This window comes from Amorphus orientalis (assembly GCF_030814015.1).
Classification (GTDB): domain Bacteria; phylum Pseudomonadota; class Alphaproteobacteria; order Rhizobiales; family Amorphaceae; genus Amorphus; species Amorphus orientalis.
Map to the genome: position 1 here is coordinate 179696 of NZ_JAUSUL010000004.1, position 22029 is coordinate 201724.

The 22029-nt window shown below is 68.1% G+C and carries 16 protein-coding genes; 9 read left to right on the forward strand and 7 right to left on the reverse strand.

All coding sequences use genetic code 11. The features are described 5' to 3' along the window. Positions 1–144 precede the first annotated feature (144 nt). From lysA to argH, 3 genes are all read right to left on the reverse strand, one after another. Entirely contained in the window at positions 145–1413 is a 1269-nt protein-coding gene (lysA, locus tag J2S73_RS17790) for a diaminopimelate decarboxylase (protein ID WP_306886996.1), read from the reverse strand. A 123-nt stretch (positions 1414–1536) separates the two neighbouring features. Further along, on the reverse strand, positions 1537–1749 hold the full coding sequence (locus J2S73_RS17795) for a hypothetical protein (RefSeq protein WP_306886997.1): 213 nt from the start codon (positions 1747–1749) through the stop codon (positions 1537–1539). 33 nt (positions 1750–1782) lie between these two features. Then, positions 1783–3204, reverse strand: a complete 1422-nt coding sequence (argH, locus tag J2S73_RS17800) for an argininosuccinate lyase (protein ID WP_306886999.1) — start codon at positions 3202–3204, stop codon at positions 1783–1785. A gap of 55 nt (positions 3205–3259) precedes the next feature. Here argH and tlpA point away from each other — a divergent pair, with 55 nt between their 5' ends. Together tlpA and J2S73_RS17810 are read left to right on the forward strand one after the other, a co-directional pair. Next, complete coding sequence (gene tlpA, locus J2S73_RS17805) at positions 3260–3937, forward strand: thiol:disulfide interchange protein TlpA (protein WP_442320082.1); 678 nt, start codon at positions 3260–3262, stop codon at positions 3935–3937. 1 nt (position 3938) lies between these two features. Next, the gene (locus J2S73_RS17810; RefSeq protein WP_306887001.1) at positions 3939–4250 is read left to right on the forward strand and encodes a hypothetical protein; all 312 of its coding nucleotides are present in this window, start codon (positions 3939–3941) and stop codon (positions 4248–4250) included. 25 nt (positions 4251–4275) lie between these two features. On the opposite strand, the gene J2S73_RS17815 is transcribed toward J2S73_RS17810, so the two are convergent. Then, positions 4276–5124, reverse strand: coding sequence for a potassium channel family protein (locus tag J2S73_RS17815; protein ID WP_306887002.1), 849 nt, complete (start codon positions 5122–5124; stop codon positions 4276–4278). A 205-nt stretch (positions 5125–5329) separates the two neighbouring features. Between J2S73_RS17815 and J2S73_RS17820 the strand changes: the two genes are divergently transcribed. Both J2S73_RS17820 and pbpC read left to right on the forward strand, forming a co-directional pair. Then, the gene (locus J2S73_RS17820) at positions 5330–10765 is read left to right on the forward strand and encodes an alpha-2-macroglobulin family protein (RefSeq protein ID WP_306887003.1); all 5436 of its coding nucleotides are present in this window, start codon (positions 5330–5332) and stop codon (positions 10763–10765) included. Then, on the forward strand, positions 10762–12882 hold the full coding sequence (gene pbpC, locus J2S73_RS17825; protein ID WP_306887004.1) for a penicillin-binding protein 1C: 2121 nt from the start codon (positions 10762–10764) through the stop codon (positions 12880–12882). Before J2S73_RS17820 ends, pbpC begins: the two co-directional genes overlap by 4 nt. A gap of 138 nt (positions 12883–13020) precedes the next feature. Here the strand turns inward: pbpC and J2S73_RS17830 are convergent, their stop codons facing one another. The 3 genes from J2S73_RS17830 to J2S73_RS17840 all read right to left on the reverse strand — a co-directional run bounded on the left by J2S73_RS17830 (position 13021) and on the right by J2S73_RS17840 (position 14224). Continuing rightward, a complete protein-coding gene (locus J2S73_RS17830; protein ID WP_306887005.1) occupies positions 13021–13473 on the reverse strand; it encodes a hypothetical protein in 453 nt (150 codons plus the stop codon). After that, entirely contained in the window at positions 13470–13802 is a 333-nt protein-coding gene (locus J2S73_RS17835) for a hypothetical protein (protein WP_306887006.1), read from the reverse strand. The genes J2S73_RS17830 and J2S73_RS17835 overlap by 4 nt, the downstream gene beginning before the upstream one ends. 218 nt (positions 13803–14020) lie before the next feature. After that, positions 14021–14224, reverse strand: coding sequence for a hypothetical protein (locus J2S73_RS17840; RefSeq protein ID WP_306887007.1), 204 nt, complete (start codon positions 14222–14224; stop codon positions 14021–14023). Positions 14225–14635: 411 nt separating this feature from the next. Here J2S73_RS17840 and topA point away from each other — a divergent pair, with 411 nt between their 5' ends. The 5 genes from topA to J2S73_RS17865 are packed head-to-tail and all read left to right on the forward strand — an operon-like array spanning position 14636 to position 21959. After that, on the forward strand, positions 14636–17302 hold the full coding sequence (gene topA, locus J2S73_RS17845; RefSeq protein WP_306887008.1) for a type I DNA topoisomerase: 2667 nt from the start codon (positions 14636–14638) through the stop codon (positions 17300–17302). A gap of 10 nt (positions 17303–17312) precedes the next feature. Beyond that, entirely contained in the window at positions 17313–19589 is a 2277-nt protein-coding gene (gene rnr / locus J2S73_RS17850; RefSeq protein ID WP_306887009.1) for a ribonuclease R, read from the forward strand. Then, positions 19586–20044, forward strand: a complete 459-nt coding sequence (locus J2S73_RS17855) for a DUF983 domain-containing protein (protein ID WP_306887010.1) — start codon at positions 19586–19588, stop codon at positions 20042–20044. The genes rnr and J2S73_RS17855 overlap by 4 nt, the downstream gene beginning before the upstream one ends. Next, the gene (locus J2S73_RS17860) at positions 20041–20775 is read left to right on the forward strand and encodes an NUDIX hydrolase (protein WP_306887011.1); all 735 of its coding nucleotides are present in this window, start codon (positions 20041–20043) and stop codon (positions 20773–20775) included. The genes J2S73_RS17855 and J2S73_RS17860 overlap by 4 nt, the downstream gene beginning before the upstream one ends. Positions 20776–20780: 5 nt before the next feature. Continuing rightward, positions 20781–21959, forward strand: coding sequence for an MFS transporter (locus tag J2S73_RS17865; RefSeq protein ID WP_306887012.1), 1179 nt, complete (start codon positions 20781–20783; stop codon positions 21957–21959). Positions 21960–22029: the final 70 nt, after the last annotated feature.

Below are 22029 nucleotides of genomic sequence, written 5' to 3' on the forward strand. Positions count from 1 at the left end.
CCCCGCGATCACGATCCGTTTGAACCGGGTCCGCACGCACGGGCCGGCTCCGCGCCGCATCGGGGGCGATCCGTCAGTCTGTCGGGTAATTGAGACTGGGACGTGATCGGTCAAGGCTTTCGGAGCGCTGCGGGCAGGCTCCGGTCAGTCGAGCCAGGGCGGCAGGCTGTCGAGCCCGATCAACTCTTCGTAAGATGGCCGCCGGCGGATGACGTGGAACTTGTCGCCGTTCACCAGCACCTCCGGCACCAGCCGGCGGGTGTTGTAGGTGCCCGCCTGGACCGCACCGTAGGCGCCGGCGGTCATCACCGCCAGGAAATCGCCCCGCTCGGCGGCCGGCAGCATCCGGTCGAGCGCCAGATAGTCGCCGGTTTCGCAGACCGGTCCGACCACGTCGGTGCGCACCGCCGAGCGCGCGGCGACCCGCTCGTCCACCGCGACGATGCGGTGATAGGCATCGTAGAGCGTGGGACGGACGAGATCGTTCATGGCCGCGTCGACGATCAGGAAATCCTTGTCCTCTCCGGTCTTCCGGAAGATGACCTGGGTGACCAGGATCCCCGCGTTTCCGGCGATCATCCGGCCCGGCTCCAGCAGGATCGAGCAGCCGAACCGGTTGCCGTGGCGGCGGATCACCTCGGCGTAGGCCTCCGGCCGCGGCGGATCGGCCTCGGTCTCGTCATAGGGGACGCCGAGCCCGCCGCCGAGATCGACGTGCTCGATCGTGTGGCCGTCGGCGCGCAGGTCCTCCACCAGGCCGCCGATCACCTGAAAGGCCTGGTCGAACGGCTCCAGATCGGTGATCTGCGAGCCGATGTGCATGTCGACGCCGATCACGCGGATCCCGGGCAGCCGAGCGGCACGGGCATAGACTTCGCGCGCCGCGTTGAAGGGAATGCCGAACTTCGTTTCGCGGTGTCCCGTGGCGATCTTCTTGTGGGTCTTGGGGTCGACGTCCGGGTTGATGCGCACGGAGACCGGCGCGACCCGCCCCATCTCGACGGCCACCGCGGACAGCCGGTCGAGTTCGGGTTCGGATTCCACGTTGAAGCAGAGGATGCCGGCGTCCAGCGCCGCCGCCATTTCGTGGTCGGTCTTGCCGACGCCCGAAAAGACGATGCGCTCGGCAGGCACGCCGGCCTTGAGCGCGCGGCGCAGTTCGCCCTCCGAGACCACGTCCATGCCCGCGCCATGCCGGGCGAGCGTGGCGATCACCGCCTGGTTCGAGTTCGCCTTCATGGCGTAGCACACCAGCGCCGGCAGGCCCGCCATCGCCTCGGTGAAGACCGTCAGGTGGCGGGTCAACGTCGCCGTCGAATAGACGTAGAACGGGGTGCCCACTGCCGCCGCGATCTCGGGAAGCGGCACGTCCTCGGCATGCAGAACGCCATTGCGATAGTCGAAATGATGCACCGGGAAACTCCGGAACCAGACCGTGACCGGCCGGGGCGTTTCCCCACGGCCGGCAAGCGGCTTGCGAATTGCGATGATGGACGACGGGCGGTCACGATCGGAACCGCGCCGCGGCCGGAGATGTCAGAGAAGCGGATCCGTGACGATCGGATCGAGGATGAATTTCCGGGTCGATCCCTGGCCCCAGGGCTCCTTGTAGGGCTGGTCGGGATTCTCCGCAGCCGTCGGAGGCGGGGGCGCATAGGGGCCGGCCTTGCGTCCGCAGGCCGAGAGCCCCACCGCGAGACACAGGGCGATCCCCACACCCACGACCGTCCGCCGCTTGAATTCAACCACCGCTCTTCTCCCGCTTTCCGGCGCCGACCGGTCTCACCGTCCGTCCGCCTTCCTTGATCGACCCGACGCGGCCTCCCGGTCAAGGCGCCGCCGCCAGCGTTTGACCTGGGCACGCACGTTTTTGGGCGCCGTGCCGCCGTAGCTGGTGCGGCTCGCGACCGACTTGGCCACCGAGAGCACGCCCTTGACGCGCTCGTCGATGCGGTCGTCGACCGCCTTCATCTCCTCCACCGAAAGCTGGTCGAGCGTGCGGCCGCTCTCCGATGCGATCGCCACGACGCGCCCCGTGACGTGGTGGGCTTCGCGGAACGGCAGCCCCGCCTCCCGCACGAGCCAGTCGGCAAGGTCGGTGGCCGTCGAATAGCCGCCGCCGGCGGCGCGCCGCATCGCCTTCTCGTTGGGAACGATGTCACGCACCATGCCGGTCATCGCGGCCACGCACAGGGTCAGCGTCGGGAGCGCGTCGAAGACCGGCTCCTTGTCCTCCTGCATGTCCTTGGAATAGGCCAGCGGCAGCCCCTTCATGACCGTGACCAGCGTGGTCAGCGCACCGAGAATCCGACCGGTCTTGGCCCGCACCAGCTCGGCCGCGTCCGGGTTGCGCTTCTGCGGCATGATCGAGGAGCCGGTGGTGAACTTGTCCGACAGCGTCACGAACGAGAACGGCGCCGAGCACCAGATCACGATCTCTTCGGCCAGCCGCGACAGGTGCAGCGCGGTGATCGTCGCCGCCGACATCGCCTCCAGCGCGAAATCCCGGTCGGAGACCGAATCGATGGAATTCGCCGTCGGACGGTCGAAGCCGAGTGCCGCCGCCGTCGCTTCCCGGTCGATCGGAAAGGCCGTGCCGGCAAGGGCGGCCGCACCGAGCGGACATTCGTTGAGCCGCGCGCGGGCATCGGCGAAGCGACCGCGGTCGCGCCCGATCATCTCCACATAGGCGAGAAGGTGATGCCCGAAGGTCACCGGCTGCGCGGTCTGGAGGTGGGTGAAGCCCGGCATGATGGTGGCCGAATGGGCCTCCGCCTGGTCGAGGAAGGCGGCCTGAAGCTCCTGCAGCCCGGTCTCGATCGCGTCGACGGCATCGCGCACCCAGAGGCGGAAATCGGTCGCGACCTGATCGTTTCGGGAGCGGCCGGTGTGCAGCCGGCCCGCCGCCGGTCCGATCAGTTCCGCCAGCCGCGATTCCACGTTCATGTGGATGTCCTCGAGCGCCCGGGAGAACTGGAACGATCCGTCGCGGATCTCCGCCTCGATCCGGTCTAGACCTTCGAGGATCGCCTCTCCATCTTTCTGGTCGACGATGGACTGCGCCATGAGCATTGAGGCATGGGCGCGGGAGCCGGCGATATCCTGGGCGAACAGTGTCCTGTCGAAGTCGATGGAGGCATTGATCTCCTCCATGATGGCGTCGGGAGCGCTCTCGAAGCGTCCGCCCCACATCCGGTTGCTCATGTCACCATCGCCTTAGCTGCGGTTTCGAACCTGTTTGACAGTCATCACGAGGGTCATGTCGGATTTCCCCCAGTCCCCTGCGCGCCGTCGCCGATTCCTGACCATCGGCCTGGCTACCGTCGCCGGCATCGCGCTCGGGGTGGGCGCGGTATACGTGAGCGGCGGCTTTTCTGGCAACGCCAGAGCGGGAGAATGTGAGTTGGCCGCGGAGAATGCCGCCGGCCTGTCGGAGGTCGCGACCGGCACGCTCGCCGGATTCACGCCGACCGACAAGGCCACCGACCTCAGCAGTCTGTCCTTCCGCAACGGCGCCGGCGAGCCCGTCACGCTCGCGGATTTCTCCGGAAAGACCGTCCTTCTCAATCTCTGGGCCACCTGGTGTGCGCCCTGCCGGGCGGAAATGCCGTCCCTCGACAACCTCGAGGACCAGCGCGGATCGGACGACTTCCAGGTCGTGGCGGTTTCGGTCGACACCAAGACCGACGGCCGGGCCGAAAAGTTCTACGAGGAAACCGGCATCGACGATCTCGTCTTCTTCATCGAACCGACCCTCACCCTGTTCAACACGCTGAAGGAAAACGGGCTCGCCTACGGCATGCCGACCACCCTTCTGATCGACGGGAACGGCTGTCATGTCGGCAGCCTGAACGGGCCCGCGGAATGGGATGCGCCGGAAGCGCTCGCGCTGGTCGATGCGGCGCTCGCGGAACGGGACGGCACCTCCGCCGAATAGGGTGTTTCCAGACGGGGCCGCCACCAATAGGGTGCCGAACCAGTCGAACCTTTCCCATCTCACCGATCTGGAGGAATTCGCGATGTGGGTCGTTACTGCGTTGGTCGTGCAGATGTTCGCGGCGCCGAATGCCTGGGTCGTCACCCAAGCCGGCAGCTTCGACACCCGCGAGGCCTGTGAGGCGGAGATCGCGAAGGCGGTTCCCGACCAGCTCGACGCCGACGACCGCAAGCGCTGGGAGGACGGTTTCCAGACCTATCAGTGCATCCGCGCGATCGGACCGGGCGACGACGAGCCCGCCGTCAACCAATAGCGGCCGGCCGGCCGGCCGCGCCGGCTCACCAGTCACCCTCGGTGGGAATGTTCAGCGTCTCGCCGCAATGCTTGCAGTGGACCGCGTCCGGGTCGTGTCGGCTCAGCCCGCACTCCGGGCACGGATAGCTGACCTTGGCGGGGCGGAAGATCGTCTGGACGAGACGCAGGAACAGTCCGACCCCGAACACCATGATCAGCACCGCCAGTACGCGGCCGGCGGTGTCGGTCAGGGTGATGTCGCCGAAGCCTGTGGTGGTGAGCGTGGCGACGGTGAAATAGAGCGCATCGAAATAGTTGTTGATCTGCGGATTGCGGCCGTCTTCCAGCACGAAGACCACAGCCGTGACGAGGAAGACGAAGACCGTCAGGTTGAGGGCCGACTGGATCACCTCCTCGTTGCGGATGAACCATTTCGAATAGCGCCGCATGTCGTTGACGACATGATAGGACCGCAAGAGCCTCAGCATGCGCACCACGCGCAGGAAGCCGAGATTGTCGATGAAGGCGCTCGCGAACAGGCTGACGATCACGATCAGATCCATGATCGCCGTGAAGCTCAGCATGAACCGCCATGGCCGGTTGGCGATGAGCATGCGGGCCAGATAGTCGAGGACGAGGGCAGCGCCGATCACGTAGTCGACGGCGTGCCAGACCGGGCTCAGCTCGAAGGTCGCCGTCGCCAGGAAGTAGATGATCAGTACGACGTCGAGCACCAGCAGCGCCATCCGGACGCGGCGCGCCCTGGGTGTATTGCCGTAGTAGAGTTCGCGCAGATTTTCGCGCAGACGATCGAGAGGTCCCGAAGCGGGCGCGCTTTCCGCGTTTTCGGGGCCCGCCTCGCCAGCCGCGTCATCGGCAGATTGCTGTGCCATCGGTCTCTCGTCGGTCGTGACCCGGGGATCTCGGTGCGCCGCCCCATATCGCGCATTTGCGGATGACACGGCAACACGTGTGCCACGTCACTGTTTCGAAACCGCAATAGGGTCATGAAAACGGTTGCCGCTCGGTGTATCGTGACCGGGTCAGACTGGCCCCGGTGCAAACGGCGAAGCGGCCCGGAATTAAAGAGAGGCTTCCATGGCTCGGCCCACCTTCCTCCGCATGATCCGACAGCTCGCGCTCGTCGCGGCAGCGACCCTCCTCGCCGCGCCCGCGGTCGCCCAGGATCGGGAGATCGTCACCTACCGGGACACCGACCTGCCGGGCTTCGACTACCAGACGCTGAAGGAAATCCCGCTGTCCGTCTGCGAATCCGCCTGCCTCGCGGACCAGACCTGCCAGGCCTTCACCTACAACGAGAGCGCGCGCTGGTGCTTCCTGAAGTCCGACGTGGGCGAGCGCAGCCGCTATGTCGGCGCGATCTCCGGCGAGGTCCGGGTGCGCAGCGGCACGCAGACGGCAACCGTGGATCCGCTGCCGCTGCCGGACGTGACCTTCCTGCCGGAGGACACCGTGCGCGACGCGACCCGGCTCCGCGCCCAGGCGCTCGCCGCCGTGCGCACCGGCCAGACCATCGGACGGTTCTCCCCGGCCTCCGCCCAGGCTCTCACCAACGGCACCGCCTGGACCTGGATCGACATGGCCCGCCAGCTGCTGGGGGTTCAGTCCGACGACTGGCGCGAGCAGCAGCAGCTTCCCCGGGACGCCGCCTCCGCCGCCTATCTGGGCCTGACCCGCTCGACCACGCCCGACGAACAGGCCAGTTCCCTCGACGTCCTGAGCCAGGCGCTCGAGGCCCAGGCCCTGTGGCGTCCGGCGATCGAGGCGCTCAAGGCGAGCCTCGCCATCGTCGACGACCCCGACGCCCGCAACCGCTACGAGGCGCTCCGGGAGGAGCACGGATTCCGGATCGTCGACTACACCGTGGACTCCGACGTCGCGAGCCCTCGGATCTGCGTCCAGTTTTCCGAACTCCTGCAGGGTGCGCCGGCCGATCTCGCGAAATATGTGAGCGTGGAGGAGATCCGCGACCCGATCGTCTCGGCCGATGACAAGCAGCTCTGCCTCGACGGCCTGACCCATGGCGAGCGCTACAACCTGACCATTCGCGCCGGCCTGCCCTCGACCGTCGGCGAGAGCCTGCAGCGGGCCGCATCGTTCTCCGTCTATGTCCGCGATCAGGCGCCGGCCGCGCGGTTCTCCGGCGGGTCCTACGTGCTGCCGGAGAGCGGCGCCGTCGGAATCCCCGTCACCACGGTGAACACCCGCAAGCTCGATATCCAGGTGCTCAGGATCGGCGACCGCGGACTGGTCGGCACCGTCCGCGACGGCGACTTCAAGCGCGGTCTCTCTTCCTGGGAGGTCGACCGGATCGCCGACGAAACCGGCGAACGGGTCTGGTCGGGCTCCATGGACGTGGAGATGGAGCTCAACCAGGAGATCACCACCGCCTTTCCGGTCGACGAGGCAATCGGGACCCTGGAGCCCGGCGTCTACGTGATGACGGCGGAGCCGGTCGAGGACGACGAGCCCTACGGCACCCTGGCAACCCAGTGGTTCGTGGTCTCCGATCTGGGCCTTGCCGCCATGTCCGGCAGCGACGGCGTCGACGTCTTCGTGCGCTCCATCGCCTCCGCCGATGCGCTCGCAGCCGTGTCGGTCCGGCTGATCGCGCGCAACGATCAGATCCTGGCCGAGGCGGAGACCGACGCCAGCGGCCATGCCTTCCTGCCCGGACGCGCCGCGTCCGATGCGGGCGATGGCCTCACCCCGGCGCTTCTGGTCGCCGAAACCGCGGCCGGCGACTACGCCTTCCTCGACCTGACGTCGGCCGGCTTCGAACTCACCGATCGCGGCGACGACGGCCGCCCCGCCCCCGGTCCGCTCGATGCGTTCGTGGTCGCCGAGCGTGGCATCTACCGCGGCGGGGAGACGGTCCATCTCACGGCCCTGCTGCGCCACGACACCGCGGAGGCCGCCGTCGACGTGCCGCTGACCCTGATCGTGCGGCGGCCGGACGGCGTGGAAGACCGCCGCATCGTCCTCACCGACGATAATGCCGGCGGCTCCACCGCCGAAATTGACCTTCTGTCGTCGGCTCAGACCGGCACCTGGCGGGTGGCGGCCTATGTCGACCCGAATGCGGCGCCGATCGGCGAGACCAGCTTCCTGGTCGAGGATTTTGTTCCCGAACGGATCGAGGCGACGCTCTCGGCCCCCGACGGCCCGGTCGACCAGGGCGGTGAACTGCCCATCGATGTCGATGCCCGATATCTCTACGGCGCCCCGGCCGCCGGACTGGCGTTGGAAGGCGAAACCGCGGTCCGGCCCGCCGAGACCGTCGCCGGGTTCGACGGCTACAGCTTCGGCCTCGACGACGACCCGGTCACGCCGATGCGCGCGCCGCTGGTCGAGCTGCCGCGCACCGATCCCGAGGGACGCGCGGCGATCGAGGCGCGCATCCCGACCCTGCCGGCGACGACCCGCCCGCTGGAAGCCGAGATCACCGTGCGCGTGCGCGAAGCCTCCGGCCGCGCTGTGGAGGAATCGCTGACCCGTGCGGTCACCCCATCCGCGCCGATGATCGGCATCCGGCCGCTGTTTTCGAACGGTCAGGTGAGCGAGGGGACCACCGCGTCCTTTGCGGTGATCGCGGTCGATCCCGCGCTCCGGCGCACCAATCTCGCCGGCGCCTCGTGGGAACTCCTGAAGGTCAACCGCCGGTTCCAGTGGTACCGGGAGGGCTCCAACTGGAGCTACGAGCCGATCACCTCGACCCAGCGGATCGACAGCGGCACCATCGACCTGGCCTCCGGCGATCCGGCGCGGATTTCCGTGCCCGTCGACTGGGGTACCTACCGCCTGGAAATCGTCGACCCCGACAGCGCAGCGACCGCCTCCAGCGTGACCTTCACCGCAGGGTGGGTGAGCCTGACGGGCCAGGCGGACACGCCCGACATGCTGGAAGTCGGTCTCGACAAGGCCGACTATTCGCCCGGCGAGACGGCGACCGTGCGGCTCGATCCGCGCTTCGCCGGCACGGCCGTGATCTCGGTCGTCTCCGACCAGCTGCTCCACATGCAGACCGTCGACGTGCCCGCCGGCGGCACCTCGGTCGATATCGAGGTGGAGGAAGCCTGGGGCCCCGGCGCCTACGTCACCGCGATGCTGTACCGCCCGATGGACGTGGAGGCCGGGCGCATGCCGTCGCGGGCGATCGGTCTGGAGTGGCTGTCTCTCGACAGGCAGGCCCGGACCCTGGACGTCTCCTTCGACCTGCCGGAGACGGTGGAACCGCGCGGCACGACGACCGTGCCGGTGTCCATCGACGGGATCGAGGCCGGCGAAGAGGCCTATCTCACGGTCGCGGCCGTGGATGTCGGCATCCTCAACATCACCGGCTACGAGCCGCCCGACCCGGTCGGCTGGTTCCTGGGGCAGCGCCAGCTCGGCATGGCGGTCCGCGACCTTTACGGCGACCTGATCGATTCGCTGGGTGCCATACGCGGGCGGATCCGCTCCGGCGGCGGGGCAGACGCCACCGCCATGGCCGCCGCCCCGCCGACCCAGCAACCGGTCTCGCTGTTCTCCGGCCTCGTCACGGTCGGCGCCGACGGAGCCGCCGAGATTCCGTTCGAGATCCCCGCCTTCAACGGCACGCTCAAGCTGATGGCGATCGCCTGGACCCGCGACAAAGTGGGGGATGCCGCCGCCGACCTGATCGTCCGCGATCCGGTGGTGGTGACCGGCAGCCTGCCGCGCTTCCTTGCGCCCGGCGACGCAACCCGGATGCGGTTCGATCTCGACAATGTCGACGGACCCGCCGGCGACTACACGCTCTCGCTGGAGCCGGACGGCCCCATCGTGCTCGACCAGTCGACCGCCGCCATCACCCTCGATGCAGACGAGACGGCCTCGATCGAGGTCGGGCTGTCGGCGGACGAGCCGGGCACCGGAACCATCACCGCCACCCTGTCCGGTCCGGACGGGGCCCGCTTCGAGCAGAGCTTCACGCTGCCGGTCCGCCCCGCCGCCCCGGCGGTGAGCGAGCGGCGCCTGCAGGCGCTCGCGGCTGGCTCCTCGACCACCATCGATGCCAGCATCGCCTCGGGCGTTCTGCCCGACGACGCCGTCGTCTCCCTCGCCGTCACCCGGGGAGCCCCCATCGACGTACCCGGCCTTCTGACGGCGCTGGACACCTATCCCTACGGCTGCGTCGAACAGACCACCAGCCGGGCGATGCCGCTCCTCTACCTCGCCGAGGTGGCCGAAAGCGTCGGGATCGCCTCCGATCCCGCGATCCGCGGCCGGGTCGACAAGGCGGTGCGCCGCGTCCTCGCCCATCAGGACTCCTCCGGCGCCTTCGGGCTCTGGTCTCCGATCGGCGGCGACCTCTGGCTCAACGCCTACGTGGTCGACTTTCTGACGCGAGCCCGGGAAGCTGGATATTCCGTCCCCGCCCTGCCGATGACGCTGGCCCTCGACAACATCCAGAACACGTTGTCGTACCAGTCGGATTTCCGCAGCGGACAGGGCGCCGACGTCGCCTACGGGCTCTATGTGCTGGCCCGCAACGGCCGCGCCTCGATCGGCGATCTGCGCTATTATATCGACGAGCGCCTGGACGACTTCGGATCACCGCTCGCCCGCGCCCAGGTGGGTGCCGCGGTCGCCTTCTCAGGGGACCGCAGCCGGGCGGACCGCGCCTTCGCAGCCGCCGCCCGGGCCCTGCCTCCGATATCGACGGACGATGATCCGAACCGGGACGACTTCGGCTCGGCGCTCCGCGACGCCGCCGCCAGCCTGACGCTGGCCGCGGAAGCGGCCGTCGACGTCAGCGGTCTGCCCGCCTTCACCGAGGCCGTGGCCGTCGCCAACGAGGCCCACGGAGACAGCCAGACCACCCAGGAAATGGCATGGCTCCTGATGGCGGCCCACGCCCTCAACGACGACGCCGACGGCCTCGACCTGCGCATCGACGGCACCGGGCAGTCCGGCGCGTTCTATCAGCGCCTGTCGGTTCCGGAGCTCAGGTCCCAGCCCACCTTCGTCGAAAATGCCGGAACCGAGACGGTGCAGATCGCCGTGACGGTGACGGGAACCCCGCGCCTGCCGCAGCCGGCCGCTGCCAACGGGCTCGCCATCGAGCGGACCTACTACAATCTCGACGGCGAGCGAGTGGATCCGCGCCAGGTGGCCCAGAACGACCGGCTGGTCGTCGTGCTGACGGCAAATGAGGTCGAGGCCCGTCCGGCGGAACTCCTGATCACCGACCTTCTGCCGGCCGGATTCGAGATCGAGAATCCCGCCCTCGTCACCAGTGCGGACCTCGCCGCATTCCCGTGGCTGCAGACAGACGCGAATCCGGCCCACCTCGGCTTCCGCGACGACCGGTTCGTGGCCGCCTTCTCGCGCTACGGCAACGACACCGACCCGATGATCGTGGCCTACATGGTGCGGGCGGTGTCTCCGGGCACGTTCGCCCATCCCGCCGCCCAGGTGGAGGACATGTACCGGGCCGGACGCTTCGCGCGCACCGCACCCGGGTCGGTGACGGTCCGCCCGGTCAGATGACGTCGCCGCCGCGGCCCACGGGACGGAGAAAGTGGCTGCGCCGGTTCGCGATCGCCGGCGCCGCTGCCTGTGTGATCGTTCTGGGCGCAGGGGCGGTCGGACTCTATGAGCTCGACCGGCGCCACCCGCCGACCCTTGAACCCGAGGGTCGGCCCTCGGTCATGGTGGTCGACCGCGACGGCGCTCTGCTCAGGCCGTTCACCACAGAAACCGGACGCTGGCGCCTTCCGGTCGCAGTCGACGAGGTCGACGACCGCTATCTCCAGCTTCTGATGGCCTACGAGGACGGCCGCTTCCGCCAGCATTTCGGCGTGGATCCACGCGCCATGGTGCGCGCCGCCTGGCAGGCCGTGACGTCCGGCGAGATCGTGTCCGGCGGCTCGACCTTGACCATGCAGACGGTGCGCCTGCTGGAGAACCGGCACGAGCGCACCTTGTCGCGCAAGCTCCTGGAGATGGCCCGGGCAGTCCAGCTGGAACGCCGTCTGACCAAGGACGAGATCCTGACGCGCTATCTGCAGCTGGCGCCGTTCGGCGGCAACCTGGAGGGTGTGCGGGCGGCGAGCCTGGCCTATTTCGGCCGCGAACCCTCACGGCTGACGCTCGGTCAGGCCGCCCTTCTGGTGGCACTGCCCCAGGCGCCGGAGAGCCGCCGGCCGGACCGCTATCCCGAACGCGCCCGCGCCGCCCGCGACCGCGTCCTCGACCGGGTCGCCGGCGAAGGGGCGATCAGCCAGGCCGAAGCCGATGCCGCCAAGCACGAGCGGGTGCCGACGGCGCGGCGACCGGTGCCCATGCACGCACCGCATCTGGCCAGGCGTCTGGTCACCGCCGATCCCGCCTCCGACATCCACCGCACGACGCTCGACGGCCGCCTTCAATCCGAACTCGAGACACTGGTGCGGGAGCGGGTGGAACAGCTCGGACCCTATCTGTCGACCGCGATCCTCGTGGTGGATCACCACAGCGGCGAGATCGTCGCGCACGTCGGATCGGCCGATTTCCTGTCGGTTCCGCGCCAGGGCCATATCGACATGACCCGGGCGATCCGTTCGCCCGGATCGACACTAAAACCGTTCATCTACGGACTGGCATTTGAAGCCGGCATCGCCCATCCGGAAACACTGGTCGAAGACCGGCCGACCCGGTTCGGCGACTACCGGCCGGAGAACTTCGACGACGAATTCCACGGGACCGTCACTGTCCGCGAGGCCCTGTCCCAGTCGCTGAACGTGCCGGCGGTGGCCGTGCTCGATGTGGTCGGCGCGAACCGGCTGGCGATCCGGCTGCGGGATGCGGGCGTGCCCCTGAAACTGCCGCGGATCGAGGCGCCGTCGCTGGCGATCGGCCTGGGCGGCGTCGGGCTGACCCTGGAGGGGCTCACCCATCTCTACACCGCGCTTGCCCGGGGCGGTGACCCGATCGCGCTCAGTGCGAGCCCGGAACCGGGCGGCGCCGGAGACGCCAAGCCGTTGCCCGGTGCGCGCCTGTTCGACCGGTCCTCCGCGTGGCAGGTCGCAAACGTGTTGAGCGATACGCCCCCGCCCCAGAACGCGCGGGGCGGTTCGATCGCCTACAAGACGGGAACGTCCTACGGATATCGCGACGCCTGGTCGGTCGGGTTCGACGGGCGTCATGTGGTGGCGGTCTGGGTCGGGCGGCCGGACTCTGCGCCGGTGCCGGGCCTGACCGGCCGGACCGCAGCGGCGCCACTTCTGTTCGATGCGTTTGCCAGGATCTCGCCGGCGCGCACGCCGCTGCCCGGCCCCCCGCGGGGCACCCTGCGGGCGTCGACCGGAGAGCTGCCCGAGCCGCTCCGGCGGTTCCGCAACCCCCGCGCGCCGGATGCCGAGCCCGGCCGTGCGCCGCTCTCGATCGCCTATCCGCCGGACGGAGCCACGATTTCGCTCGCCGCTCCCGACGGAAGCCGTCAGCCGTTGTCGGTGAAGGTGGACGGCGCGGTCAGCCGCCTGGTCTGGCTCGTCGACGGACGGCCGATCCGGGTCGCCCCGCATCGCCGCACGGCCTCCATTCCGGTCGAGCGGGCAGGCCCCGTCCGCATCACGGTGCTGGACACGGAAGGAAGCTCGGATTCCGTGTCCGTCCGTGTCGAATAAAGACCTCGAAGAGGACTGCCCCACCTGGAGCGCTTCCCGTTCAGATTGCATCAATCCGAACGAGAAGGAATTGCTCAACCTATTGAACCTGGAGCCATTTCCAATCGATTAGGTGTTTCCACCTGACCGGAAAAGGCTCTAACGGCGGGCGATCCCGAAGCCGACCGCAAAGGCCGTCACCAAGGCGCCGAACACGAGCGGCTTGCGCGGAACGTTGATCTTCTGCCGAAACGAGGCAGCGGGCGCTGCTGGAGGGGTACCCGGTCCGGGAGAAGACCGCGCCACCGGCTGGGCCGGTGGCGGTTCATCTAAAGGGCGCCGGACGACCACCCTCCTCCGTGGCCGGCTGAGCACGATCAGGAAGATCAGGAACAGGACGAGAAAGAACCCGGCAAGCGACAGGTCGGCGATGACCGGATCGGCCCGCTCCGCAATTATGCGGTGAGCGGCGTTCGCAAGGTAGATCAGCATCGCGAACGCCGTCATCAGCGCGGCGAGCGCGAAGACCACCGTTCGCATGATCGAGCGGACGGTGGTCAGCGCGGCGAGGCGCGCGGTGGCCGTGGCTTCGGTGAGAAGCGACGAGATCATCGGCGGCTGAGGAAGCCGAGGAACAGGCCGAGACCCAGCGCGACCAGAACCGCGGTGAACGGGTTGCGGTGGATCGCCGCTTCCGCCTCGTGCTCGTAGCTGCGGAACTCGTCGACCGCTGCATCCCGGTAGGCCTTGCCCTGCTGCGCCATGCGGTCGGCACGGTCGTTGAGCCGGGTGCGGACCGTGTCCGCTTCTTCGCCGAGCAGCGTGCGCACGGTGTCGGCCAGTTTGGACAGATCCCCCCTCAGCGCGTCCAGGTCGCGCGAGATGTCGTCCGTGGTCTTCTTAGCGCTCTGCTCCGCGGCTTTCGCCTGAGGTTCAGCCATCGTCGCCTCCGTCCATTGTCAGAATCCGGGCTGAGGGACCCAGCCCTATCGCTCTCCTCAACGAGAGCTGGGCCGGAAGGTTCCGTCTTCCGCACACTGACGTTCCTGTACGAATTGGTGACGACAGCACCGGCCCGGGGCAACACGGTTCTGAAAAAAGGGTTAATTGCCTCCGCTTTGGCGGCAGCGCAGACCAACCGCAAAAAGCCCCGGGTTCCTCACGATAGCCGGGACGGTGGCCGGGCGGTGACCTCGACGGCACGGGCGGCCGCCTCCTCGCGCGCCACGTCCAGCAGATAGGCCAGGACATCGAAGCCCGACCTGTGAGCGATCCTGGACAGTTCGGCGCTCATGCTCTCGATGTACCGAGCCGCGTCGTCGGCTGTGACCGCAAGCTGCGGATCGCTCTCGTGCTCTGCCATGTGTGCGCTTTCCTGATCGGAATCGGAAGAGGAACCCGGCCTCGCCGGCAACTCGAACGACACGGGCAACCTATATCATGACGTGCATTGATTGGTGAAGATGCTCTTATTGGTTGCTTTTGCGAAATTGCGGGTTGCCGCCCCCGCCAATTCCGACCATTTGACAGCCCGGCGCGGATTCCCGATTGTCCGCGGCTCGGTGACCTCCGGTTTTCGGGCGGGACGAGGCCAGCGGAGACCCGCTCCTCCGCCTGAATCCCGCTTCAGGACAGACAAGCCGACCGTGCTCCCTGGACCAGCCTGGTTCCGAGCCGGTCGCAATGTGGCGTTCGGATCGACCGGGACGGCTCCGCAGGAAATATGCGGTCGCCGAAGCGGGCCGACCGACCAACAAGTGGCGCGAAGGTAGAGATGCACGTCGTTGTCGTGGAGTCGCCGGCCAAGGCGAAAACGATCAACAAATATCTGGGCTCGGACTATCAGGTCCTGGCCTCGTACGGACATGTGCGCGACCTTCCTCCCAAGGACGGATCGGTGCGCCCGGACGAGGACTTCGCCATGTCCTGGGCCGTCGATGCCAAGTCGCAGAAGCGCATCAACGACATCGCGAAAGCGGTGAAAGGCGCCGACGCGCTGATCCTCGCCACCGACCCCGACCGCGAGGGCGAGGCGATTTCCTGGCACGTGCTGCAGGCTTTGCGGGACAAGAAGGCTCTGAAGGACCAGCGCATCGAGCGGGTGGTCTTCAACGCCATCACCAAGCAGGCCGTCACCGATGCGATGCGGAACCCGCGCGCCATCGACACGCCGCTGGTCGACGCCTACCTGGCCCGCCGCGCGCTCGACTATCTGGTCGGCTTCACCCTGTCGCCGGTGCTCTGGCGCAAGCTGCCGGGCGCCCGCTCGGCAGGCCGTGTCCAGTCGGTGGCCCTGCGTCTGGTCTGCGACCGCGAGGCCGAGATCGAAGCGTTCGTCTCCCAGGAATACTGGACCATCCTGGCCAAGCTCCTGACGGCGGGCGGCGAGGCGTTCGACGCCCGTCTGACCGGTCTCGATGGCAAGAAGCTCGACAAGCTGGGGATCAGGACCGGAGACGAAGCCGAGGCGATCCGCAAGTTCCTGGATGGCGCCGGCTACGCCGTCACCTCGGTCGAGGCCAGGCCCCAGAAGCGCAATCCGCAGCCGCCCTTCACCACCTCCACGCTGCAGCAGGAGGCCTCCCGCAAGCTCGGCTTCTCGTCCGCGCGCACCATGCAGATCGCCCAGCGGCTGTATGAAGGCATCGACATCGGCGGCGATACGGTCGGCCTGATCACCTATATGCGGACCGACGCCGTCCAGATGAGCCAGGAGGGCATCCAGTCCATCCGCCGCGAGATCGGCTCGTCCTACGGCGACCGCTATCTGCCGGAGAAGCAGCGCCACTACGCCACCAAGGCCAAGAACGCCCAGGAGGCGCACGAGGCGATCCGGCCGACCGACGTGTCGCGCCGGCCGAAGGATCTGGCGCGCAGCCTCGATGCCGACCAGGCCAAGCTCTACGAGCTGATCTGGAAGCGCGCCGTGGCCAGCCAGATGGAATCGGCCGAGATCGAGCGCACCACGGTCGAGATCGCCGCCACCGGCGGCGGCCGCAGCGCAGAGCTGCGCGCCACCGGCCAGGTGATCAAGTTCGACGGCTTCCTCACCCTCTACCAGGAGGGCCGGGACGACGAGGACGACGACGGCGATGGCCGTCTGCCGCCGATCGAGAGCGGGGAGAAGCCCAAAAAGACCGCGATCGAAACCAAGCAGCACTTCACCGAACCGCCGCCGCGCTACACCGAGGCCACCCTCATCAAGAAGATGGAGGAGCTCGGCATCGGCCGTCCGTCGACCTATGCCAGCACCATGGCCGTGCTGCGGGACCGGGGCTATGTGGTGCTCGACAAGCGCCGGCTGGTGCCGGAGGACAAGGGCCGCCTGGTCACCGCCTTCCTGGAGTCCTTCTTCGAGCGCTACGTGGAGTTCGACTTCACGGCGAGCCTGGAGGAGAAGCTCGACAAGATCTCCAACGGCGATCTCGCCTGGCAGGAGGTGCTGCGCGAGTTCTGGCAGGAATTCTCCGCTCACGTCGACGAGACCAAGGAGCTGCGCGTCGCCGACGTTCTGGATTCCCTGAACGAGATCCTCGGCGACCACATCTTCCCCAAGCGCGCCGATGGCGGCGATCCCCGCGCCTGCCCGTCCTGCGCCGAAGGCCGCCTCTCCCTGAAGCTCGGCCGCTACGGCGCGTTCATCGGCTGCTCGAACTATCCAGACTGCCGCTTCACCCGCCAGCTCGCCCAGTCGAACGACGAGGCGGAAGCCGAAAGTGACGGACCCAAGGTGCTCGGCACCGACCCGGAAACCGGGCTCGAAGTGTCGCTCCGCTCTGGCCGGTTCGGCACCTATCTCCAGCTCGGCGAGGCCGGCAGCGACGGCGAGAAGCCGAAGCGGGCGACCCTTCCCAAGGGCTGGAGCCCCGACCAGGTCGGCCTGGAAGACGCCTTGAAGCTGCTGGCGCTGCCGCGCGAAGTGGGCACCGATCCGGAGACCGGCAATCCGATCACGGCCGGCATCGGCCGCTACGGTCCGTTCGTGAAGCTCGACAAGACCTACGCCAACCTGGATTCGGTGGAGGAGGTCTTCTCCGTCGGCCTCAACCGTGCGGTCTCGCTGATCGCGGAAAAGCGCGAAAAGGGCGGCAAGGGCCGCAACGCCGCGGCCGAACTCAAGGCGCTGGGCGAGCATCCGACCGCCGGCGGACCGGTGAGCGTGAAGGACGGCAAGTACGGCCCCTACGTGAACCACGGCAAGGTCAACGCGACGCTGCCGAAGGACAAGGACCCCCAGTCGCTGACGATGGAGGAGGCGGTGGCCCTTCTGGAAGCCAAGGCCGGCCCGGCGAAGAAGGCCGGCGGAACGAAGTCGAAGGCCAAGGCCTCGACATCGGCGAAGAAAGGCACCACTTCAAGCAAGTCCCGGTCGACCAAATCGGCCGGAAAGACAGCGGGCAAGACCACACGCGCCCGCTCCGCCAAAACCTCCAACGACTGACGAGGCCTCTGTGGCCCCAAAACAGAAAACGAAAAAAGAAAATCGACTCCCCTCCCGCGAGGAGGTCCTCAAGTTCATTGCCGAAAATCCCGGCGCGACCGGCAAGCGTGAGATCGCGCGAGCCTTCAACGTGACGGGCGACCAGCGCATCGGGCTGAAGAAGCTTCTGCGCGAGCTCGATGACGAGGGGCTGGTCGAGCGCCGCGGTCGCCGCCTCGAGCGCCCGGGCGTTCTGCCGAGCGTCACCGTCCTCTACCTCTCCGGCCGCACCGACGACGGCGAGCTGGTCGGCGAGCCGGCCGAGTGGAACGAGGACGAGCACGGCCCCGCGCCGAAGGTCATCGTGGTGTCGGAGCGCAAGGGCCGTGGCCGTCCGGGTCCCGCTCCCGGCGTCGGCGACCGGGTTCTCGCCCGCATCCGCGAAGGCACCGACACCGACCCGCAGCAGACGGCGAAGGTGATCAAGGTGATCGCCAAGAAGCCGGCGCGGGTTCTCGGCGTGCTCCACGACACCGGTCGCGGCGCCCAGCTTGCGCCCATCGACAAGAAGCAGAAGGAGCTGGTGCTCGATCCCGACGACATCGGCGACGCCCAGGACGGCGAGCTGGTGGAGGTCGAGGTCAAGCGCGCCGGTCGCTACGGGCCGGCCAAGGCCAAGGTGGTTCAGCGCATCGGCTCCATGTCGTCTGAGCGCGCGGTCTCGATGATCGCGATCCACTCCCATGGCATCCCGCACGAATTTCCGAAGGCGGTGATCAAGGCGGCCGAGAAGGCCACCCCCGTGACCGCGCTCGACGGCCGCGAGGACTGGCGTGACATTCCGCTGATCACCATCGATCCGGCCGACGCCAAGGATCACGACGATGCCGTCCACGCCGAGCCGGACACCGACCCGAACAACAAGGACGGCGTGGTGGTGCGCGTGGCGATCGCCGACGTCGCCCATTACGTGACGGCCGGTTCGCAGATCGACCTGGAAGCGGAGAAACGCGGCAACTCCGTGTATTTCCCGGATTTCGTGGTGCCGATGCTGCCGGAGCGGCTGTCGAACGACCTGTGCTCGCTCCGCGAGGGCGAGGACCGGCCGGCCATGGCCGTCCGGATGGTGTTCGACAAGTCGGGACGCAAAAGCGGCCACAGCTTCCACCGGATCATGATGCGCTCCGCCGCCAAGCTCTCCTATCAGGAGGCCCAGGCGGCGATCGACGGCCGGCCGAACGAGAAGACCGAGCCGCTTCTGGAGCCGGTCCTGAAGCCGCTCTGGGCTGCCTATGGCTGCCTCATGAAGGGCCGCGACGCCCGCGAACCGCTCGACCTCGACCTGCCGGAACGCAAGATCCTGCTGAAGCCCGACGGCACCGTCGACCGGATCATCACGCCCGACCGCCTCGACGCTCACAAGCTGATCGAGGAGTTCATGATCCAGGCCAACGTCTGCGCGGCGGAGACCTGCGAGAAGGCCGACATCGATCTGCTCTATCGGATCCATGACAACCCGAGCCAGGAGAAGCTCGCCGCCCTGCGCGACTTCCTGTCCACCATCGACATGAAGTTCCCGAAGGTCGGCAACCTCCGCCCGTCCCAGTTCAACGGCATCCTGCACAAGGTCGCCGACACCGAGAATGCGCACCTGGTCAGCGAAGTGGTGCTGCGCAGCCAGGCCCAGGCGGAATATGCGCCGCAGAACATCGGCCATTTCGGTCTCAATCTGCGCCGCTACGCCCACTTCACCTCGCCGATCCGCCGCTATGCGGACCTGATCGTGCACCGCGCGCTGATCCGCGCCTGCCGGCTGGGCAAGGACGGCCTGACCGACGAGGAAGCGGCGAAGCTCGACGTGCTCGGCGGCGAGCTGTCCGCAGCCGAACGCCGCGCGATGGCGGCCGAGCGCGAAACCATCGACCGGCTGATCGCCCTGTGGCTCGTGGATCACGTCGGCGCGGAGTTTTCCGGCCGGATCGTCGGCGTGACCCGGGCCGGCCTGTTCGTCGCCCTGGACGACAGCGGCGCGGACGGCTTCATCCCGATTTCCACGCTCGGCCAGGAATATTTCCGATACGAGGAAAGCGCCCGCTCCCTCATCGGAGACCGGTCCAAGACGCGCTACCGGCTCGGCGACCGGGTCGACGTGCGGCTTGTCGAAGCAGCCCCGTTCGCCGGCGCGCTACGGTTTGAGCTTCTGGGCGAAGGCCGCTATCAAGGGTCGAAGTCTCGCACGAAGAAGCCGGCCGCAAGCGCTCGCAAGCGGACCGGCCCGCCCAAGGGACGACGAAAGGTTCGCGCATGACATCGCAGTCCCACTCCACGTTCGGCACGCTGCCCGAGGAACTTCCCGAGCGCCCGGTTCTTCCGGCCATGCTGCGGGGAGCCAAGTGCCGTTGCCCGGCCTGCGGCGTCGGATCGATGTTTCAGGGCTACCTGACCGTGCGCGACCACTGCCCGTCCTGCGGCGAGGAACTCTTCCACCACCGCGCCGACGACGCGCCGCCCTATTTCACCATCGTGATCGTGGGCCACGTCATCGTGAGCCTGGTGCTATCGGTCGAGGTCGCGTTCCAGCCTCCGATGTGGGCCCACGCGCTGCTCTGGGGTCCGCTCACCCTGATTTCCTGTCTTGCGCTTCTGCGCCCGATCAAGGGCGCGCTGGTCGCCTATCAGTGGGCGCTCCACATGCACGGCTTCGATCCCAACGCGCCACCGGAAGGCCCTATTCCGGATCCGGCCGCAGAGGCGCGCCAGTGACGGACTTCTCGGCGCGTCTGACGGCGACCGAGCGGGCGATGGACAATCCGAACCGGCGTCCCAAAGACGCCGCGACGCTGCTGATCCTGGACCGCTCCGGAAAAACCACCCGCGTCCTCATGGGCAAGCGCCACATGGGCCACGCCTTCATGCCGGGCAAGTTCGTGTTCCCCGGCGGGCGCGTCGATCCGGCCGATTCCCGCATTCCCGTGGCCAGCGACTATGACGACGCCACCCGGGATCAGGTGATGGCGAAGATGCGGTCACCGAAATCGGCGGCCCGTGCCCGTGCCCTCGCCGTCACCGCCATCCGGGAAACCTACGAGGAGGCGGGTCTCTTCATCGGCGCCAAGGCCGACCGCAAGCCCGCGGGCGACGACTGGGCGGCCTTCGCCGAACGGTCGCTGCTCCCCGACCTCGCCCCGTTCCGGCTCGTGGCGCGCGCGATCACCCCGCCGCGGCGTCCACGCCGGTTCGACACGCGCTTCTTCGCGATTTCGGCCGACCGGATCGTCGATCATCTGCCCGACAATGTCGGACCCTCCGGCGAGCTGGAGGAGGTCCAGTGGGTGCCGCTTGAGGATATCGCCGACCTGGACATGCCAACAGTCACCACCGTGGTCATCGACGAACTCCGGGAGCGGCTGAAGACCGATCCCGACCTGAAACAGGTCGTTCCGATCTCGTTCTATCGCTGGCGCGGCAAGGGCTTCATCCGAGAGGTCGTCTGACCGCCATGACACCGGAGACGGGCGCGACGGTTCCCGATGGCGGCTCGTGGCGGGCGGTGATCGCGGCCATCATCTCGATGACCGCCGTCGGCATGTCGATCAGTCTCGGCATGCCGCTCCTGTCGCTGGTGCTGGAAGACCGCGGCGTCAGCACGACCATGATCGGCGTGAATTCCGCGGTGGGCGGCATCGCCTCGCTGACGGTGCCGCTGCTTATCCCGGCCCTCGTCAGCTTCGCCGGCGCGTCGCGGGTGGCGCTCGTGGCCTTCGCCCTGATGGCGGTGCTGTTTCCGCTGTTCTATCTCCTCACCGAATTCTGGGCGTGGTTTCCGCTGCGCTTCGTCTTCTATGCCTGCGCCACGGCCGCCTTCGCCGTCTGCGAGTTCTGGATCAACGCGCTCGCGCCGGAGGGCAAGCGCGGCCTCGCCATCGGCATTTACGCGACGGTGCTCTCCATCGGATTCGCCGCCGGCCCGGCCGTGCTCGGACTGGTCGGATCGAGCGGTATCCTGCCGTTTCTGATCGGCTCGGGGGTCTTTCTGGCAGCCGTCGTCCCGATGGCGGTGGTTGCCGATCAGTCGCCGACGGGCCTGGACCGGCCGACCACCAACGTCCTCTCCTTCGTGCTCATCGCCCCGGCAGCCGTGTTCGCGGTCGCCGCCTTCGGCGCGGTGGAATCGGGCAGCATGTCGCTTCTGCCGCTCTACGGTCTTGCCCAGGGGTTTTCCGAGGGCCAGGCGGCCCTGCTCGTCTCCGCCCTCGCGCTGGGCAACGTGGTGACGCAGATCCCCATCGGCCTCCTGGCGGACCGGATGGACCGCCGGCTGATCCTGTTTCTCTGCGCCCTGATCGGCGTGGGCGGTGCCCTGCTCCTGCCGCTGGCGAGCGCGAACCTGCTCCTGCTGCTCGCCATCCTGTTCGTCTGGGGCGGCATCATCGGCGGTCTCTACACCGTCGGCCTCACCCATCTGGGCGCGCGCTTCACCGGCACCGAACTCGCCTCCGCCAATTCCGCCGTGGTGATGATGTACGCGGCCGGGATGCTGATCGGGCCCGCCCTGATCGGGCTGGGGCTGGACCTGTGGACGCCGCACGGCTTCAGCGTCGTCGTCGGCACCTTCTTCCTGGCCTACGCGGTGCTGGCCGGCAGCCGCTTGCGCAGGGCATCCACCGTCTCCGGGTGAGGCGCACTTGCGGCTTGACTTTGCCGCGGCGGCGACTAGGTTTCGCCCTTCACGAATTTCGCGCCCGTGG

Coding starts and splice junctions, on each gene's coding strand:
- argH (WP_306886999.1), bottom strand. CDS start 3,204: ATGAGCAACCGGATGTGGGGCGGACGCTTCGAGAGCGCTCCCGACGCC.
- tlpA (WP_442320082.1), top strand. CDS start 3,260: ATGTCGGATTTCCCCCAGTCCCCTGCGCGCCGTCGCCGATTCCTGACC.
- J2S73_RS17815 (WP_306887002.1), bottom strand. CDS start 5,124: ATGGCACAGCAATCTGCCGATGACGCGGCTGGCGAGGCGGGCCCCGAA.
- J2S73_RS17820 (WP_306887003.1), top strand. CDS start 5,330: ATGGCTCGGCCCACCTTCCTCCGCATGATCCGACAGCTCGCGCTCGTC.
- pbpC (WP_306887004.1), top strand. CDS start 10,762: ATGACGTCGCCGCCGCGGCCCACGGGACGGAGAAAGTGGCTGCGCCGG.
- J2S73_RS17830 (WP_306887005.1), bottom strand. CDS start 13,473: ATGATCTCGTCGCTTCTCACCGAAGCCACGGCCACCGCGCGCCTCGCC.
- J2S73_RS17835 (WP_306887006.1), bottom strand. CDS start 13,802: ATGGCTGAACCTCAGGCGAAAGCCGCGGAGCAGAGCGCTAAGAAGACC.
- J2S73_RS17840 (WP_306887007.1), bottom strand. CDS start 14,224: ATGGCAGAGCACGAGAGCGATCCGCAGCTTGCGGTCACAGCCGACGAC.
- topA (WP_306887008.1), top strand. CDS start 14,636: ATGCACGTCGTTGTCGTGGAGTCGCCGGCCAAGGCGAAAACGATCAAC.
- J2S73_RS17855 (WP_306887010.1), top strand. CDS start 19,586: ATGACATCGCAGTCCCACTCCACGTTCGGCACGCTGCCCGAGGAACTT.
- J2S73_RS17865 (WP_306887012.1), top strand. CDS start 20,781: ATGACACCGGAGACGGGCGCGACGGTTCCCGATGGCGGCTCGTGGCGG.